This window comes from Streptomyces sp. SYSU D01066-1 (genome assembly GCF_054956795.1).
Genome location: NZ_JBUDHV010000037.1, coordinates 59,958 through 76,974, shown reverse-complemented (window position 1 = coordinate 76,974; position 17,017 = coordinate 59,958). Strand labels below are relative to the sequence as shown.

General features: G+C 68.6%; 15 protein-coding genes and 1 pseudogene. 11 read left to right on the top strand and 5 right to left on the bottom strand.

Annotated elements, in window-relative coordinates; genetic code table 11:
• Positions 1 to 577 precede the first annotated feature (577 nt).
• The 5 genes and pseudogenes from ACY1JF_RS26415 to ACY1JF_RS26395 all read left to right on the top strand — a co-directional run bounded on the left by ACY1JF_RS26415 (position 578) and on the right by ACY1JF_RS26395 (position 3,796).
• Complete coding sequence (locus ACY1JF_RS26415; protein WP_462707754.1) at positions 578 to 1,153, top strand: hypothetical protein; 576 nt, start codon at positions 578 to 580, stop codon at positions 1,151 to 1,153.
• Positions 1,150 to 1,533 (top strand): DUF6881 domain-containing protein, encoded by a 384-nt coding sequence (locus ACY1JF_RS26410; RefSeq protein ID WP_462707753.1) that lies wholly within the window; start codon positions 1,150 to 1,152, stop codon positions 1,531 to 1,533. The genes ACY1JF_RS26415 and ACY1JF_RS26410 overlap by 4 nt, the downstream gene beginning before the upstream one ends.
• A gap of 122 nt (positions 1,534 to 1,655) precedes the next feature.
• Positions 1,656 to 2,684: an SEC-C metal-binding domain-containing protein gene (locus ACY1JF_RS26405; protein ID WP_462707752.1), complete on the top strand. Its 1,029-nt coding sequence runs from the start codon at positions 1,656 to 1,658 to the stop codon at positions 2,682 to 2,684.
• 91 nt (positions 2,685 to 2,775) lie between these two features.
• Positions 2,776 to 3,066, top strand: a pseudogene (locus tag ACY1JF_RS26400) (hypothetical protein); the annotation flags it as partial.
• Positions 3,067 to 3,139: 73 nt separating this feature from the next.
• A complete protein-coding gene (locus ACY1JF_RS26395; RefSeq protein WP_462707751.1) occupies positions 3,140 to 3,796 on the top strand; it encodes a class I SAM-dependent methyltransferase in 657 nt (218 codons plus the stop codon).
• A gap of 110 nt (positions 3,797 to 3,906) precedes the next feature.
• Here the strand turns inward: ACY1JF_RS26395 and ACY1JF_RS26390 are convergent, their stop codons facing one another.
• Together ACY1JF_RS26390 and ACY1JF_RS26385 are read right to left on the bottom strand one after the other, a co-directional pair.
• Positions 3,907 to 4,260, bottom strand: coding sequence for a hypothetical protein (locus ACY1JF_RS26390; protein ID WP_462707750.1), 354 nt, complete (start codon positions 4,258 to 4,260; stop codon positions 3,907 to 3,909).
• 174 nt (positions 4,261 to 4,434) lie between these two features.
• Positions 4,435 to 4,578 (bottom strand): hypothetical protein, encoded by a 144-nt coding sequence (locus tag ACY1JF_RS26385; protein WP_462707749.1) that lies wholly within the window; start codon positions 4,576 to 4,578, stop codon positions 4,435 to 4,437.
• 146 nt (positions 4,579 to 4,724) lie between these two features.
• On the opposite strand from ACY1JF_RS26385, the gene ACY1JF_RS26380 reads away from it, so the two are divergent.
• The 5 genes from ACY1JF_RS26380 to ACY1JF_RS26360 all read left to right on the top strand — a co-directional run bounded on the left by ACY1JF_RS26380 (position 4,725) and on the right by ACY1JF_RS26360 (position 12,346).
• Entirely contained in the window at positions 4,725 to 6,308 is a 1,584-nt protein-coding gene (locus ACY1JF_RS26380; protein WP_462707748.1) for an ATP-binding protein, read from the top strand.
• Positions 6,309 to 6,426: 118 nt separating this feature from the next.
• Positions 6,427 to 9,315: a Z1 domain-containing protein gene (locus tag ACY1JF_RS26375; RefSeq protein ID WP_462707759.1), complete on the top strand. Its 2,889-nt coding sequence runs from the start codon at positions 6,427 to 6,429 to the stop codon at positions 9,313 to 9,315.
• Positions 9,316 to 9,369: 54 nt separating this feature from the next.
• Positions 9,370 to 9,759 carry a very short patch repair endonuclease gene (locus ACY1JF_RS26370; protein WP_462707758.1) on the top strand — a complete coding sequence of 130 codons (390 nt, stop codon included), beginning with the start codon at positions 9,370 to 9,372 and terminating at the stop codon, positions 9,757 to 9,759.
• Between the two features lie 24 nt (positions 9,760 to 9,783).
• On the top strand, positions 9,784 to 10,758 hold the full coding sequence (locus ACY1JF_RS26365) for a DNA cytosine methyltransferase (RefSeq protein ID WP_462707747.1): 975 nt from the start codon (positions 9,784 to 9,786) through the stop codon (positions 10,756 to 10,758).
• 55 nt (positions 10,759 to 10,813) lie between these two features.
• Positions 10,814 to 12,346: a DNA cytosine methyltransferase gene (locus tag ACY1JF_RS26360; protein ID WP_462707746.1), complete on the top strand. Its 1,533-nt coding sequence runs from the start codon at positions 10,814 to 10,816 to the stop codon at positions 12,344 to 12,346.
• Positions 12,347 to 12,360: 14 nt separating this feature from the next.
• Here ACY1JF_RS26360 and ACY1JF_RS26355 read toward each other — a convergent pair whose 3' ends face one another.
• From ACY1JF_RS26355 to ACY1JF_RS26345, 3 genes are read right to left on the bottom strand one after another with little or no spacing between them, the layout of a single operon-like run.
• Positions 12,361 to 13,233, bottom strand: coding sequence for a DUF6339 family protein (locus ACY1JF_RS26355; protein ID WP_462707745.1), 873 nt, complete (start codon positions 13,231 to 13,233; stop codon positions 12,361 to 12,363).
• Positions 13,230 to 14,225, bottom strand: coding sequence for a hypothetical protein (locus ACY1JF_RS26350; RefSeq protein ID WP_462707744.1), 996 nt, complete (start codon positions 14,223 to 14,225; stop codon positions 13,230 to 13,232). Before ACY1JF_RS26350 ends, ACY1JF_RS26355 begins: the two co-directional genes overlap by 4 nt.
• Positions 14,226 to 14,227: 2 nt before the next feature.
• The gene (locus ACY1JF_RS26345; protein WP_462707743.1) at positions 14,228 to 16,378 is read right to left on the bottom strand and encodes a helix-turn-helix domain-containing protein; all 2,151 of its coding nucleotides are present in this window, start codon (positions 16,376 to 16,378) and stop codon (positions 14,228 to 14,230) included.
• Positions 16,379 to 16,717: 339 nt separating this feature from the next.
• Here ACY1JF_RS26345 and ACY1JF_RS26340 point away from each other — a divergent pair, with 339 nt between their 5' ends.
• Positions 16,718 to 16,927 (top strand): hypothetical protein, encoded by a 210-nt coding sequence (locus tag ACY1JF_RS26340; RefSeq protein WP_462707742.1) that lies wholly within the window; start codon positions 16,718 to 16,720, stop codon positions 16,925 to 16,927.
• The last annotated feature ends 90 nt before the right edge of the window (positions 16,928 to 17,017 follow it).

The window sequence follows — 17,017 nt, the reverse complement described above, 5'->3', positions numbered from 1 at the left end:
CGACCTCATGAGCCGCCGAGTCACCCAGGAAACCACCACCAACTGGCGCGACACCTAACCCCGAACCAAACGGACACCAGCGAACCAAACGCTCACTTACGTCCGTAACCCGCATGGCTGGTCCGATCCTTTGGGCCTGGCCCCATGCGAAAACGGCCACGCAGTGACCGTGCACCGGAAGCAGACGGACCACCCTCTGAGCCAGCGGATACACATCGGAGACAATGGCGAGGCGACGATCACGGGCAGTGGAAGCTGTATGTCAACGCGAGCGGCGACATCAGGCACACCCTCGAGTACCGCGGAGACGGCGGAGAGATCGTCGCCTTCGATGTCCCCCGGGAGTACCGAGACTCCATTCGAGAGAATGTTCTACCACAAAACAAGGATGACCATCCGGATGGTGCCGCTTTCACCCGGCAGGAGTGGAAGCAACTTTTGAAGGGATACCCTGAAATTTCGGCCCCAACAAAGGGGAAAGATCTGCACGGGATCCTCCAAAATCTATTCGGAGAACTCCGGAATGCCATTGTCCAGGGGTCTGGACGAGTCATTGAAGAAGAATAAATCCACCTCGATGATACACAACACGGAAAGCCTGGAAGCAGAGTTCGAGCGTGTCGGCGATCGCCCCGGTCCCAGCTCCGCTCCCCCCGTACTCAGCGTATTCACGCTGGAGGTTCGCGGTGACACGACAGAGTATGTACAGCGACTGCTGTCGGTTCTCAGCGCAGCGGTGAGTCTCGGAGCCACCGCCGATTTCGAGGCGGAAAGCCTTCCTGTCAGTGATGTACCGGACTGGTTCGTCGCCATCGGGTCGGAGGGCGATGCACAGTCTCCAGACTTTGCCAGGCGTGGATGCGACGCGTACAAAGACCACACCGGAGGCCGACCGTGGTCTTTGCAGAACTGGCTTTACAGGTTCGACCCGGACGAGGACTCCAGAGGCTGGGAATGGTGGGACGTCACCCAAGCCGGACCTGGACGCGTGCACCTCTGGGTGGACAGTTGGGGCGAGTCGTTCTTCGGCTGCCAGGATCTCCTCTGGCTTGCTTACACCGCAGGTGCTGCGCACGTCGAAGGTCCGGCTATCCGCCGAGCTGACGAGTGGGTTACAAAGACGACAAAGGGAGGCAGACCTCGCCTCTCATGAGCAGGCCGTCCCGCAGCCAGCTGACAGGCCGGAGAAAACGACAGCCGAACTGCCCCACTCGACGGAATCAAGTTCCGAAAGATGCGATGCAACACTGGAAAGTGGAGTGGCACCACGAGTTCGATGACGAGGCCACAATTTTTTTCAGCGAGATCGGTGACGACGGTTATGAGGTGAGAAAGGTCCAGAAATATCGCGACGGCAAGCTTCTCAAGGCTGACCGAAACCATGAAGCCTCGCACATCGGCCTCAGCGAAGTACCCGTCGGCGAAATCAGTGATGTGAACGCGCAGATCGAGTTCACTGCACTGCACATCACATCGGAGCATTTCGAGGCGTTGTGGTGCAGAGCCGACTGGTCACAGTCGGCTCGCGAATGACGGGGTGACTTCGGCGCCCGGCGCACTGACGTGCCACCCGCCGACGCCGCAAGTCCGCGGACCACCGGTACTCCAACCGGCTCCACACCCCTCTGTCACCACGCCGCAGTACGGTGTCCCCCATGCGCCCCGACACGCCCGCTGAGAACGTCGACCACACCGCCGAAGCGGCACGCCTGGAGCGGACCGCCGGCCTGTACCCCGAGGACGCCGAGGCCCTGCTGCTGCGGGCCGCGGCCCACCTGGAGCTGGCCGGCGAGCGCCCCGCCGCGACGGCCCTCTACGACCGTCTGCTCGCCGCCCCCGCCACCCTGGAGAACCCGGCCCTGGTCCGCGCCCTCAAAGCGTCCAACCTCTGGGAGTACGGCCACGAGGCCGAGGCCAGGGCCATCATCGAGGGCGTCCGCGCGGCGTCCCCGCGGGACCCGGCCCCCTGGATCATCGTCGCGGAGTCCCTGGAGTCCCACGACGAGCTGGAGGCGGCCCACGAGACCTTCACCGAGGCCGCCCGCCTCCTCCTGGCCGACGCCCCCGAGCCCCCGCGCCCGGCCCACCCCCTCCTCTACGGCCGCCACCGCGTCCGCCGCATGCTGGGCCTGCCCCACGACGACTGGGACACCCTCGCCGACACCCTGCACTCCATGCCGGTCTCCCTCGACGAGCTGCACGACCCCAAGCGCGTGTGGTCCCTCGGCTCGGACAACCCGGCCGAGCTGGAGGCCGAGATCTCCCGCCTCCGCGCCGAACTCGGCGCCTACCGCGAGGCCCTCTCCCGCCCCTTCCCGGTCGCCATGCTCCACTGGCCCGCCGAAGAACTGACGGAACTGCTCGCCGCCTACCCGTCCCTCTCCGCGGAGTACCCGTCGTACGAGGAGCACCTGTCGGCGACGGAGGAGGCCCTGAGGGAGCTGGAGTCGTCGGGCACGCGCAACCTGGGGGTCGTACGGGGCACGGTGCCGTCCTACGAGGCGTTCGCGGCGTCGGAGGGCGCGTCCCCGGCCGACGCGTCGCTGCTGCCGCAGTACGCGACGACTCTGGGGGCGCGGGGGCGGGCGGTCGCCTGGCCGCCGCAGCGGGGGGCCGAGTGCTGGTGCGGCTCGGGACGGACGTACGGCGACTGTCATGGAGCGAGCACCGCTGCAAAGCGGTGACCTCCCGGCAGGACGCTGCCGCCTCAGCGGGTACGCAGCCCTCGTCGCGCCGCGTCGATGACGTTCTGCGCGTCGACGCCGTACACGGCGGACCGTCGGTCGCACGGAGCACCCCGAGGTCCACCCGGGCGTCGGCAAGCTCGTCGACATCGGCGTTCACCAGCTCATCCTCGACACCCCGGTGTGGCGGGCCCGGTGCGACATGTACAACGAGGGCCGTCACCAGCACCACGCCCCGTTCATCGAGCGCCGCCGGGACGGCCTGTGCCCGCGCACGGCGGACTTCCTGAAGTCCATCGGCTTCGACGTCGACGAGGAGTCGTGGGCGGTCGACGGAACGGACTGCTCGCCCTGCGACAACAAGGTCCCCGACAGCCACTGAACGGCCCGCCGCCGGCCCCTGTCCTCGGCCTCCGCGGGACGGGGGCCGGCGGCTCCTGCGAGGAGGAATCACCTTGCCCGCACCGCACGACATCGCCGCCGAGACGGAACTGTGGGACGCCTTCGCCGCCTCCGCCTTCAAGGACGACGTGGAACCCGGTTTCTGCTGGACCCAGTACGCCGGTCACGGACCGGGCCCGGAACTGCTCGGGGACCCGCGTTCCGTCCTGCAGATCGGCTGCGGCACCGGCCGCGCCCTCGCCCACCTCGCTCGGCGCGGCATCACCGCCCGCGGCGTCGACCTGTCGCCCGTCATGGTCGAGAAGGCCACCGCACAGTGGGCAGGCACCGGCGCGGACATCGTGTGCTCCGAAGTCCTGGAGTACCTGAGCGAGCACGAGGACGAGTACGACGCCGTCTACTCGATCTTCGGAGCGGCCTGGTTCACCGACCCCGGCCGCCTCTTCCCCCTCGTCCGCCGACGGCTCCGGCCCGGCGGGGTTCTCGTCTTCTCCCAGCCGCCCGCCATCCCCGGCGCGTACGGCCCGCAGGGCATGTACAAGGGAGGCTTCGCCGGCAAGGCGATGTTCACCTACCGCTACAGCTACCGCCCGGCCGTGTGGGAGCGCCTCCTCACCCGCGCCGGTTTCGCCACGGCCGACGCGCGGGTCATCGAGGCCCCTCACGCCGGCCACATCGGGACGCTGCTGGTACGGGCGGTGGCTTCGTGACGAACGCCTCGCCGGACTCCTTGACGGTGGTGAAGCCGTGACCACAGCGGCCACGGCGGGACCACCGCACCGAGGCGGCCGTCCGCCTCGCGGAGCCCGCGCGGCCCAGCTCAGTGGAACTCGTGCACCAGCTGGATCCTGCCGACGATGTGAGCGTTGAACTCGTCGAGTTCCTCGGCCGGTACCCACAGCTCGAGAATCGTCCGCCCGCCTGCCTGCTGGACCGGGTACCTGCGCAGGAAGTCCGACTCGACGTCGAAGCGGGTGACGAAGCCGGCACCGTCGTGCTTGACGTTCCAGTCCCGCGCGATCCTGACGGCGTAGTCCTCGTTGAGGACCGGGTAGAAGATCTGCTGCTCGGGCAGGCGCGGCGGCCAGGCACGCCAGTCCAGCTCGCGCACCAACTCGAGTTCTCCGGGACCGGTGGGACGCCACAGGGTCGTCGTTGCTCGGGGGCTGATCACGGGAAACGCTCCTGGACGAGGCAACCGCCGACACGGCCGACCGGGAGCCCGACGGTAGCGACAACCTGGGCACGGCGGCCACCGGGTTTCACCTACCGCGCCTCACGGCCGCACCCCGACAGCAGCTATGGGGGTCTTCGCCGGAACGAGAGATCCGTCCGCTCCCGACGGACATCATCGGGCCTCCATGCTCCGCGTGCCCTTGTCCACGACTGCCACCGCGTCCGCCGCACGCCGGGTCCGGTCCACGAGCGGTGGTCCGTCCTCGACGGCGCTCCGGTGCGTGCCGGAGTCGTCTGCCTCGTCGGATTCGCTCACCGGCGCGCTTTCCATGAGACCCGTCCCTTTTCCCCCGATCCCCCTACTCCTCCACAACCGGGACGCGCTAACGTCACGGACGACCAGCTGAACCGGCATGCTCGCACCCGCCCCGGGCATGTCCCCGGCCCACGAGGAACACCTGCATGCCGCCCTACCAGCCGTCTTCGGACTGGCAGTTCGACGTACCCACCAATGGAAGCAAGAGGCTGCCTCCGGCGGCCAGGTCGTTCGACTCGCTCGCGCACCAGGGGTACAGCTTCGAAGCGGCCATCGCGGACCTGATCGACAACTCCATCGACGCGGGGGCCCACAACATCGTCGTGAGCTTCCTGCGCGACACCGGTGAGCACGGCGGTCGTGACCGTCTCGTCGGTCTGCTCGTCATCGACGACGGCCACGGCATGGACGAGGCGGGCCTCGACACGGCGATGACCGTCGGCGGACGCGAGGGATACGCGGCCGACGCCCTCGGACACTTCGGCGCCGGATTGAAGGCCGCCTCGCTCTCGCACGCCGCCGCACTCACCCTGATCAGCCGCACCAAGCGCAGTCCGTCGGCCGGTCGCCGCTGGCTCGCCTCTCGTGCGCAGGCCGACTTCACCTGCGACATCGTCGACTCGACGTACTGCCAGGATCTCGTGGACCGCTATGACGGCGTGATCGGCTGGCACGGCACTATCGTGCGCTGGGACCAGGTCCGCGCGTTCGAGACCATCACGGACGGGCAGACCGACCGGTACCTCGACGACGCCATCGAGCGGCTGGAGACCCACCTCGGCCTCTATCTCCACCGCTTCCTCGCCCGTGAGGGCTTCCACATCGACATCGTCGTGGAGGATGTGCACACCCGGGAGGAACTGGACCACCGGGGTGTGGAGCCCATCGACCCGTTCGGCTACCGCGTCCCGGGCCGCGCCGGTTACCCCCGTACCTACGTCGCCCCTGTCGAGGGAGTCGGTGACGTCCCGCTCGTCGCGCACATATGGCCGCCCAAGTCACCGCTGGTCGCCTACCGCGGCATCGGTCCGCTCGCCGAGCGCCAGGGCTTCTACCTCTACCGCCATGATCGCCTCGTCCAGGCCGGTGGCTGGAACGACACCCGCAGCCCCGAGGGTCACCTCGCCCTCGCCCGCATCGCCGTCGACCTGCCCGCCGAACCCAATGACGTGTTCGCCCTGACCGTCAAGAAGGACGGCGTCCAGGTGACCCCGGCGTTCGGGCGGGGGCTGGAGAAGGCGACGGCCTCCGGAAGTGACCACAGTTTCGGCGCGTACGTCCAAGAGGCCGAGGCGACCTACCGTGAAGCCGCGCGTCGCCGCACGGAGGTCAGACGCAAGGCCGTCATTCCGCCCGGCAAGGGCCTCGACCCGAAGCTGAAGCGGACACTGCGGGACGAAATCCCGCAGTTGGAGGGCGAGGAGCCGATCACCTTCACCTGGGCGCGTCTCGACGTGCCGGACGGCGTCGACCCCGCCGACCTGCTCTTCACCATCGATCACAAGGAGCGCCGGGTCGTTCTCAACCGGGACTACCGGCAGGTCTTCAACGGCGCCCGACGCGGCGGCTCCAACGACGCCCCGGTCCTCAAGAGCCTCCTGTACCTCATGCTCAACGAGATCTTCCAGAAGGAGCGGGTCTGGGCCAACCAGACCGACCGAATCGCCATGTGGAACAGCGTGCTCGTCTCCGCGGTGCGTGCCGAGATCACCCGCGTCGCCGAGGGGTAGTTCCCCGTCCCCCCGTGTCCGTCCGTACACCAGAGAAAGCCTTCGATCCGCCGTGACCGCTGAGCACACACCCACTGCTGACCACCTCACCGACCTGCACGGCGAGATCCTCGACGCGATGAGCCGGCGCGGTCCCAGGCACTTCGCCAAGCTGGCGTTCGTGCTCGCGGACGCCGACGAACCCGCGGACACGGACATGTCCCGCTTCCGTGACCGTCTGCTGACCGCGGGGCCGGGTGACGGACTGCTCGACCTCTGGCGTCGCAAGCTCACCGCATGGGACTTCGAGCCGTCCCCCGCGTGGGCGACCACCGAGGCACGGACGCACCGGCGCCGTTCCGAGGTCTACGACAAGCTCGCGTTCGGCGCGGACCTGCGCAAGGCGCTCGACGCCGCCGTCCCGGTCCACACCGAGGCCGGGCCAGTCACCATCAGCCGTGAGTTCCAGTCCTGGTACACCCGGGAGGGCGCGGCGAACCGCTCCTTCTACTGGGCCTCGTACGAGCGGTTGCTGCGCCGCAAGGGGTGGGGCCCCGCGGCGGTCTCCGGTCTGGACGAGGCCTCTCACGCGGTCGTGGAGCGGTTGGCCGACCCCACGCGGGACGAGCCGTACGGTGCCCGAGGACTGGTGGTCGGCTACGTGCAGTCGGGCAAGACCGCGAATTTCACCGGTGTCACGGCCAAGGCCGTGGACGCGGGCTACCGACTCGTGATCGTGCTCGCCGGCACGCTCAACCTGTTGCGCGGCCAGACCCAGCGCCGCCTCGACATGGAGCTGATCGGCCAGGAGAACATCCTCGGCGCCGCCGACCCGAGCGACCCGGACGCCCTGGTCGACATCGACTACCAGGACGACGAGGACTGGCCCACCAAGTTCGTCTCGTTCGGCGCCCGCCCCTCCACGCTCGGCGCCTTCGACATCGAGCGCCTCACCTCCCGCGACCGTGACTACATGGCGCTGGAGCGCGGCATCAGCGCCCTGGAGTTCGACAAGGTCGACCGCACCCGTCCCCTCCACGACCCGGTGAACCTGCACGCGTCCCGCGCCCGCGTCATGGTCGTGAAGAAGAACAAGTCGGTCCTGGAGAAGCTGGTCAAGGACCTCAAGAAGATCGGCCCGATCCTCGGCGAGATCCCCACGCTGATCATCGACGATGAGTCCGACCAGGCGTCGGTGAACACCACGGACCCGAAGAAGTGGGAGGCCGGCACGGTCACCCGCACCGCGATCAACGGTCAGATCAGCAAACTCCTGAAGCTGCTGCCCCGTGCTCAGTACGTGGGGTACACCGCGACGCCCTTCGCCAACGTCTTCGTCGATCCGGGGGACGAGGAGGACATCTTCCCACGTGACTTCCTGATCTCCCTGCCGCGTCCGGCCGACTACATGGGCGTCCAGGACTTCCACGACCTGGACGGCGTCGAGGGGGGCGTGGGCGAGGCCGAGACAAAGCACGTCAGGGGCATACACGGCGTCACGGGGGACCGCCTTCGGCAAGCCCTGGACTCCTTCGTCCTCACGGGAGCCATGAAGCTCTACCGCGCCGAACGCGGCGTCCCCGACGGCCCGTTCCGGCATCACACCATGCTCGTGCACGAGTCGGTCCGCATGGCCGAGCACGACGCGCTCGCGCAGCGCATCAGGACCATGTGGCACAACGCCGCGTACACGGGGCCGGAGGGGCACCTCCGTCTGGAGACCCTTTTCGACCAGGACTTCCGCACCCACGCGGACGACGCCCTGCCCACCCCCACGACGTACGCCGATCTGAAGCCGTACGTCGCCGCGGCCCGCCGCCTCATCAACAGGGGCGGCTCACCGGTCATCGTCGTCAACGGCGACAGCGAACGCGACTACACCCAACCCGACCTGGATTTCGACCGCACCCCCAACGTCTGGAAGATCCTGGTCGGCGGTACCAAGCTGTCCCGCGGCTTCACGGTCGAGGGGCTGACGATCACGTACTACCGTCGCACCACGCAGCAAGCCGACACCCTGATGCAGATGGGCCGCTGGTTCGGATTCCGGCCCGGTTACCGGGACCTGGTACGGCTGTACATCGGGCGTGAGGAGCAGCTCGGCAAGGGCCGTGACGCGAAGACGGTCGACCTGTACGAGGCCTTCGAGGCGATCTGCCGCGACGAGGAACTGTTCCGTGCGGAGCTGGCCCGCTACGCTCCCCTGGTGAACGGCCGCCCCCAGGTCACCCCCGCACAGATCCCGCCGTTGGTGGCCCAGCACCTGCCGTGGGTGAAGCCGTCGGCACGGAACAAAATGTTCAACGCGGAGCTGGTGGAGGTCCGGTCACCGGGCGTCTGGGAGGAACCCACGGCCTACCCGGACGATCCCGACGCCCTGGGCCACAACACCGAGTGCTGGGCGCCCGTCCTGGCCGCCCTCTCGGACACTTCCGTCACCTTGGGCGTGGACGGGGGCCCGGAGTACGACGCCCGGGTGGGCACGGTGTCGCACCAGGACCTGCTCACGGTGCTGTGCGACCTGCGCTGGTCGGTGCCGGGGCAGTTCTCGCCCCACCTGGAGTTCCTCGTGGACGCCGGGCGGGAGGCGGGCACGATCGACGATTGGTTCGTGATCGCCCCGATGCAGACGTCGGCCCGTCGGAACGAGGTGCGCGTACTGGGCCACGGTCCCTTCTCCCTCGCCCGCCGCACGCGTCGTCGGGGCTCGCTGTTCGGCGCGATCCGCGACCCCAAGCACGTGGCGGCGGCCAAGCGTCTGGCGGGAGCCGCGGATCTGATCGGCAACGCCACCGTCGAACAGAACGTCCGTCCACGTCGGGGTGCGCTGGTGCTCTATCCCGTGGTGGAATCCGAACCCCGGACCGCCTCCGACGGTTCGGTCGATCCGCGTGATCTCGTCATGGCCTTCGCCTTCGTCGCCCCACCGTCGACAGCCCGTGGCGACCGGCCCCTGGTGCGGTTCCGGGCGATCGACTCGACCCGGGCGGAAGCAGCGATCATCAACCGTGACGACATGCGTTCGTGAGGCTCGACGACAGTGAACGACGTGGTGCCCTCCTCCCCCGGCGTCTCGGCCCGCATGAGCAGACAGGCCAGCAAGGACACGGGCGCCGAGCTGGCCGTGCGCCGGTTGCTGCACGCGTCCGGCCTGCGTTACCGGGTCGAGTACCCGGTCCCGGGGATGCCCCGACGCCGGATCGACATCGCCTTCCCGCGCGCCAAGGTCGCGGTCCTCATCGACGGCTGCTTCTGGCACGGGTGTCCCCAGCACGCCACCCAGCCGAAGGCCAATGCGGAGTGGTGGCGCCGCAAGCTGGACCGGAACATGGCACGGGACCGGGAGACCACGGAACACCTGACAGCGGAGGGGTGGCGGGTGCTGCGCTTCTGGGAGCACACACCTGCGGGCGAGATCGCGACGGCGGTGCGTACGGCGGTGGAACACGAGAAGCGGGCGCGGAAACACTGAAGCCCGAGTGACGGAGGGGGACGGATGGCTGATCGGCTCACATTCGTGGACGTGTGTTCCGGCGCCGGCGGACTGGCGTCGGGATTGGAGAGCGCGGGTTTGTCACCGGTGCTCCTGCTCGACAACAAGCCGCAGGCCTGCGAGACGCTCCGCACCAACCGACCGCACTGGAACGTGGTCTGTGAGGACCTCGTCGAGTTCCTCCCGCAGGCTCACCCAAGAACCCTGGACGTCGACCTCCTCTCCGCCGGCCTGCCCCGGGTGAAGTCCTCGGCCGCGGTCGGACGCCCGGACAGCGACCGAGAACTGCGGCTGCTCAGCGCCGCGATCTACCTCGTCCACGCCGTCCGACCACGAGCGCTGTTGCTGGAGAACCTGCCCGCGCTGGTCGACGCTCCCGCCTACGCCGGCATCCGGGCGTTCATGGAGAAGGAACTCGCGCACCTCGGGTACCGGTTCCGTTGGTTCGTACTGAACGCCGCCGACTTCGGGGTGCCGCAGGAACGTCGACAAGGCATCCTCGTCGCCTTGAGGAAACCGTGGTTCCACGGTTTCGCCCCGCCCGAGCCGACGGTGCGCGAGCACGTCCCGGTCGGCCAGGTACTGCGCCGGTCGATGGGGGCGCGAGGGTGGCCCGAGGCCGACGACTGGGCGTCCCAGGCATCCGCTGTGGCGCCCACCCTCGTCGGAGGCTCGGACAACCGGGGCGGAGCCGACCTGGGCCCGTCCGGCACGAAACGGGCCTGGGCTCGGATGGGGGTGAACGCCGGCGCGCTGGCCGACGAGGTACCGGGGCCGGACTATGTATGGCCCCGCTCGGACGACCCGGCACGCATGTTGAAGATCACGGTGGAGCAGGCGGCCCTCCTGCAGTCGTTCCCCCCGGACTGGCGCATCACGGGACGGAAGACGGCCCGGTACCGACAGATCGGCCACGCCACGCCCCCGCCGGTCGGCAGGGCACTCGGCGCGGCCATCGCGAGCGCCCTGCGGTCCTAGACCCGAGTGCGGAAGACCCACCATTCCCCTTCGCCGCGCCGGCTACACTTCGCCCATGAGTCCCAGTAAGAACGCACAGCCCTCACCTGCCTGTTTCCGCATCGTGGACTTGTTCGCGGGGCCGGGCGGGCTGGATGTGGCAGCGGATGCGCTGGGGCACGAGGTGACCGGAATCGAGTGGGACCCGGGAGCGTGTGAGACCCGCAAGGCCGCCGGGCTGAACACCTTCAAGGGCGATGTCCGGGCGTATCGCGCGGCTTTCTTCCCCCGTGCCGAGGTCCTGACCGGCGGGCCTCCGTGTCAGACGTTCACCGTGGCCGGGCACGGGGCGGGCCGCCGGGCTCTGGACAAAGTGCTCCAGCACATCGAGCGCCTGCACAAGGCGGTGCTGGACGAGAGCCTGGACTGGCCAGGGCTCTTCCGCGTCTGGCGCGACATCACCGAGACTCTCCGACGGGCGGAAGTGAAAGCCGCGGAGGTACGGGCCCAGAAACGCAAGGTGGAGGAGCTGAGGACGAAGGTCCGCAAGGCTCTGAGGCAGCGGTTGACGCGGCTCGGACACTCCGCGCAGGAAGTCGAGACACTGCTCAAGGAGCTGCGCACGAACCAGCCGCTCGACCTTCCGGACGACGAGCTCAAGGGCCTGCTCAAAGAGTTCACCGACCTCGATGACGAGCACGTCACGCTGAAGGAACGGCTGGAGGAGCTGGGCGACGAACGGACCGGGCTGGTCCTGCAACCTCTGTGGTGGGTGATAGAGCGGAGCAGGCGGCCCGGCTCGGAGCCCTATCGGGCGGTGATCCTGGAACAGGTGCCGGCCGTGCTGCCGGTGTGGAAGGCGTACGCCGAGGTGCTCGCCTCGCTGGGCTACCGGACCATGGCCCAACCGGTGCACACGGAAGCCTTCGGGGTGCCGCAGACGCGACGACGGGCCATTCTCATGGCACGTCTGGACCAGGACGCCCTGATGAGCGGGGCGCCGTTCGAGCCGGGCAAGGACTTCCCCGAAGTGCCCGAGACGCACCACTGTTATCGGTCGGAGGGCCAGCTCGCCCTGTCGTCGCCCAAGGAACACTGCGTCTCCATGGAAACGGCTTTGAAGAGGGCGAAGGAGGTCGCTGACGACAAGGGCCTGGAGCCGCACCAGGTGCCCCGCGACCGCGCCCCCTTCACCGTCGTCTCGAACTACGGGACCGGCGGAGATCCCAAGGCGCGCGGACGGCGGCACCACGACGCCCCCGCCGCCACCATCACCGGCAAGGTGTCGCGGAACCGGGTGGTGGACAGGGAGACGGGCGAAGACCTCCCGCGTTTCACCTTCGCCGAGGCGGGTGTGCTGCAGACCTTCCCCGTCTCGTACCCCTGGCGAGGCAACGACGTGTCGCAACAGATCGGCAACGCGGTGCCACCGCTGCTGGCCCTGCATGTGCTGCGGCACGTGCTCGGACCGGGGCTGGTCCTGAACGAGAACGGGGTCGACCCCCGACTGGAACGGGACATCGAGAAACTCGAGACATGGCTACCGTCCCGGTCGACGGAGAGCCTCACACACAAGGACCTGAAGCATCACCCACTCGCGGCCCGGTGACCTTCCGGTCGGCCTCACGACGTCCGCCCCCTGATCGGTGCCGTCTCGAAGAACTCGGCGAAACGGGTGGCCAGCGTGTCCACGGAGGTCGGGGGGGCGGGCTCCTCGTCGGGACCTTCGGGGAGCTCACGCCGGCCGACCGGCGGGGCGGAGGCAGCCCCCGCGATCCAGTCGCGCAGCACGTCGGGGTCGCGCGGCGCATCGGGGCCCAGCGTGTCGTAGAGCAGCGTCGCCCCCGCAGCGCTGAGGGCGACCGTGAGCCCGTTCACCTCCCGGCCCGTGGTGACCAGTCCTTGTTCCAGGAGCCGGACCACCGCCTGCGCGGAAGGCCGGTGGTCGATCAGGGCGCTCTTGAGCATGTTGTGAAGCACATCCTGGTTACCACAGGCAGTGACCACGGGCCGGTAGTCCTTCCCGTTCCGGAACATCTCCCCGGCCCACCACAGCCGGGAGAAGCACTGCCGGTCCGCCGCCCCCTTGAAGCGTTCCGGCGCGGTACGTGGCTGCGGCTTTGCGGGTGTCGGAGCGGCGCGGTGCCGCCAGATCACGTAGTCGGGAGCCACTGCCAGCGCGAGGTGGGTCCACAGCCGCCGGTCGGCGGCCTCCCGGCGGGTCAGCCGCAGCGTGGCGTGGAGCCTGGGAGCGAGCCAGGCGTCCGCCTTGGTCCGGTTGTCCTCGAAGGCGTACATGGCGTCGTCGACGAGGTTCCGGATCGGCTCGCTGTCCCAGCGGGGATCGTCCTCCGGGAGATCCATGACGACCTTGGCGAGATCGACGCCACCGTGCATCGCCTCACCCCGGAGCAACGGTTCGGTGAGGAACGGGTCGGCGGCCGAGGCTTCCAGCAGTCCCAGACGCTCCGGTACGTGGTGGGGCTTGTCGATCATGCCTCGCTCCCTCGGTTCAGTTGTTCGAGGCCGCGCAGGACGCCCGCGAGGGCCTTCGTCGCGTCGGCCCGGCGGACCGCCGCGTAGTGGACGCGGGTCTGCAGCTCCGCCCAACCGGAATCGCCGGTGCGGCGGCGATGGACCTGCCGCAGGGCCTCTTCGACATGCACGCCGGGCACCACGTCCGGGAGCATCTCCCGCAGTACCTCTCCCTGCCAGTCGGTGGGAAAGACCGGGGACCCGTCCGGCTCGACCTCCAGCTCACCCAGGGCACTGTGGAAGACGGCGGTCCAGACGTCGGTGGCCATCTGGGTCACCAGCAGTTCGTGGACCTTGTTCTCGATGCCTCCGCTCCGGCTGCCCAGCAGGTCGGTGAAGCCCTCGACATCCGTGTTGACCCACACGGTGGGGAGCCGGCCCGCGGTGTCCACGATCCACGGCGCGTCGGCGTAGGCCTGCAACCACTCCCTCGCGCTCTTGCGGAACGGCACCTGCTTGATGTCGAGCTGGAGGCCGCGCACCGGTTCGTCCGAGACCACGTCGACGATCCAGTCGGTGGCCGTCTCGGTGATCGTGCGACCGGCGACGCCGTCCACCGTGGCCACGGCGTACACGGCGAGCGAGGCACGCGAGACATGGTCGTCACGCAGAACGTCGATCGTGCCGGACCACTCCTTGCTCTCCGGGGCGTCCTGCCGGAGTTCCACGGACGTACGGAGGTTGGTGTCGCCGTCGGTGAGCACCGCGCGGACGTCGAGGTCGGTCCAGGGTGCGTCGGGCGCGTTCGTCCCGGGCGGCAGGGTGGCGGACAGGCCGAGGCGGGCACTCGTCCAGTCCGCGTGACCCGCCACACCGAGGGCGACAGCTTGTTGCTGCACCGAGAAGGCCGACGTGTCCAGGTGGTCGCGCGAGCCGTCGACCAGTCTGAGAGAGGCCGAGGTCACTCGGAGTGTGATCGGCCGGTTCAGCCGCTTGTAGGGGTAGAACTTCACGGTCACTCCCCCCTCTCGGTGCGCAGTTCGAGGACGAGACGGCTGAAGACGGTACGGACGGGATGGCTGCTCACGTCGGTGACACCTCGGAACGTCGCACGCCGCGCGCCCGGGGCGAAGGCGAGGATCCCGTTCGCCACCTCACAGCCCTCCAGCGCGGTCAGCTCGGCCCAGTCGAGCCGCGGGCGGGCGCCGGAGCGGACGTCGAGCTGTGCGACCGGGACCATGGGGGGCAGCTCCGCACCACCGCGCGGTAGTTTCACCTCGGCCGTGACGATCCATTCGCCACCGTCGCCGATCGACGCCTGGAGATCGTCGAGTTCGGGGAGCACGGGTCCGGACGGACGCCGGGCCTTGGACTTCGCCTTGGAGTCCACGGTCAATGCCTTGCGGAGTTTCTCGCCGCCCGCGCGGTTCGCCCTCCTGGGGCGGGCGACCAGTTCCTTCACCGCGCTGTTGACCTCGGTGGTGAGACGGGCGATGCGGTGGTGCGCGGTGTGCGACCAGCGCAGAGTCAGTTCCTCGGTCTGACCCCATCGGTCGTGCTCGGGTGGTTCGGCCGCGCGCAGGAACTCCTCGGCCTCCTCGGCGAAGGGTACGGACTCCCCGGCCGCGTGCCCCAGCAGCAGCACGGCCTGGAAGGCGTTGACTCCCAGCGGGAGCCCGGCGACCCCGGCCTTCTTGATGGTCATCCGGTTGCCGCGCAACGAGTGGACCTGGTTCGGGGTGCCGTCCGCGTCCTCGGCCTCCGTGACGAGGAGCACGCCCGGATGCGTGCCCAGCGTGCCCCTGCGACCGCCGGAGAGGGGCAGTCGGAGCGGGACCGTACGGAGAGCGACCTGACCCGCCTCGGTGAGGCGGTCCACGGTCGTCCCCTCGTAGAAGGCGCGCAGCGCCCGGGTCCGGGACGGTTGGGCGAGGGTGGGGTCGACCTTCTCCTCCTCGATGACGACCTCTCCGTTCCGCAGCGTTCGGACCGAGGTCTCCAACAACGGCAGTCGGCTTCCGCCACCGGTCATCGCCGCCCAGAAGTCCCGACCGAGCGCCTCGACCAGCCGTCGGTGCATGGCTCGGACGTCACGGGTCCCGTCGTCCTCGATCCCGCCCTCCTCGTCGGCGCCGAGTTCCGGTGCGCCCTGATCCAGGCTCGCCACGTCGTGGGCGCCGACGATGAGGAAGGAGGTTCCCGGTTCATCGCTGTCCCGGGTGAGGTGAAGGCGCTCGACCGTCTCCTCGTCGGCCCACCAGGAGCGGGCCACCGACGCGCCCGGGGTGTCCGGGTCCGGGCGCCCCAACCAGGCGGGGCCCGCGTAGGCCGATCCGTTCACGGAACGCCAGGGCAGTTCCAGCCGTCCGATGACGCGACGTTCGGTCCGCCCCTCGTGCGGCACGGAGAGGGTGGAGTTGATCAGGACCATGCCGAGCGCGCTGGTCGCCCACAGTGTCGCCTTGCCCAGGCCGTAGGAACCGCCCGCGCCCCGACCGGACTTGAGGCTCTCGAGCTGGCGGCGGACGACGGCCGCGAACTTGCCGTCGCCGTAGTCGTCGCCGGTGAGCCCGGAGGCGTTGTAGTCGTCGATCCGGAGGAGGACCAGTCGCCCCTTCTCGAACATGTCACGAACGCCGGCGTCCACGACCCGACCGACCTTTTGGTGGGAGGCCGACTCCGACACCGCCGTGTAATGGGGGTGCAGGTCGTCCCAGAGGATGGCCCTGCGGAAGGCGTCCAAGGCCTCACCGGTGAGTTCGTGGATGGTGTAGCGCACGCGGACCGGGCGGCCGTTCTCCGTGATCCGCTCGTCGAGGCTGTTCTGGCAGGTCTCCCGGGCGAGTACCTGGACGTCCGCGTCGAAGGCGAAGGCCGCCGCGTTGCCCCCGTCACGTCCGCCGTCGGGGTAGCCGGGCCGGTGGTACCAGGTGATGGGGAGACCGATCTGCGTGTCGGTGGTGCGTGTGTGCACGGTGCCGACGTCGGTGCCGAGAGCTTTGGCGATCTCCTCCATGACGGTCGGCCGCGGGACCGAGCGCTTGGTGATCCACGCCGAGACCGCGGCGCGGGTCAGCCCCAGTTCCTCCGCCAGCTCCGCCTGGGTCTTTCCCACGAGTTTGAGCTGGCGGTACAGCCAGGGCCCGAACTCCTCACCGGTCTCCACATGACCACCCCTTTGTCAACGTATGTGGACCGCAGACTAATTTGACAAACAAGATCGCGTCAACCAAGTCTTGACGATACTCCCCTCGACACCTCCACCCCGAGAGTGTCCAACATGTCCAATTCGATCGAATTGCCACTCTTCGCAGCCTCCCGCGACGCCCGACAAACCGGAATGCTGCATTCCATTTAATTGCTTAAGCAAATGGGGTGACACGTTCGAGTGACATCCCCTATCTTGTTAACGACGGCACATCCGTCCCACCCGAAACACCCGCATCTGCCATCACGCCCAAGGGACAGCCATACCCTTTTTCGCGAACGGGGATTCGACAACCTCATGGAAGACCCTTCAGGAGACGCCGAACCGTCGTACTTCTGCTCTCCTCACTCACAGCGCGAATACAGTGCACTGTTCCTGGAATGGGCGACAGCGCGCAGCGAAACGGACAAGAAGCACCTTCTCGACATGGCCGGGGTGACCCCGGAGGAACCGGTCGAGTACTTCGGCACGGGTTTCCTCGGCGGTCTCGGGAACCAGGCCGTCTGAATTCACGTCGCCAGTCCAACCATCCATGCAGGATCGGCCGGGGCCGGCGGCCCCGGCCCGCATCCGCCCGTTCCTCGAGTCCAGGAGCCC

What these genes read in the sequence shown, in the direction of transcription:
- ACY1JF_RS26405 (WP_462707752.1), top strand. Translation starts at nt 1,656, where the DNA reads ATGCGCCCCGACACGCCCGCTGAGAACGTCGACCACACCGCCGAAGCG.
- ACY1JF_RS26360 (WP_462707746.1), top strand. Translation starts at nt 10,814, where the DNA reads ATGAGTCCCAGTAAGAACGCACAGCCCTCACCTGCCTGTTTCCGCATC.
- ACY1JF_RS26415 (WP_462707754.1), top strand. Translation starts at nt 578, where the DNA reads ATGATACACAACACGGAAAGCCTGGAAGCAGAGTTCGAGCGTGTCGGC.
- ACY1JF_RS26410 (WP_462707753.1), top strand. Translation starts at nt 1,150, where the DNA reads ATGAGCAGGCCGTCCCGCAGCCAGCTGACAGGCCGGAGAAAACGACAG.
- ACY1JF_RS26355 (WP_462707745.1), bottom strand. Translation starts at nt 13,233, where the DNA reads ATGATCGACAAGCCCCACCACGTACCGGAGCGTCTGGGACTGCTGGAA.
- ACY1JF_RS26375 (WP_462707759.1), top strand. Translation starts at nt 6,427, where the DNA reads ATGAGCCGGCGCGGTCCCAGGCACTTCGCCAAGCTGGCGTTCGTGCTC.
- ACY1JF_RS26380 (WP_462707748.1), top strand. Translation starts at nt 4,725, where the DNA reads ATGCCGCCCTACCAGCCGTCTTCGGACTGGCAGTTCGACGTACCCACC.
- ACY1JF_RS26370 (WP_462707758.1), top strand. Translation starts at nt 9,370, where the DNA reads ATGAGCAGACAGGCCAGCAAGGACACGGGCGCCGAGCTGGCCGTGCGC.
- ACY1JF_RS26340 (WP_462707742.1), top strand. Translation starts at nt 16,718, where the DNA reads ATGGAAGACCCTTCAGGAGACGCCGAACCGTCGTACTTCTGCTCTCCT.
- ACY1JF_RS26365 (WP_462707747.1), top strand. Translation starts at nt 9,784, where the DNA reads ATGGCTGATCGGCTCACATTCGTGGACGTGTGTTCCGGCGCCGGCGGA.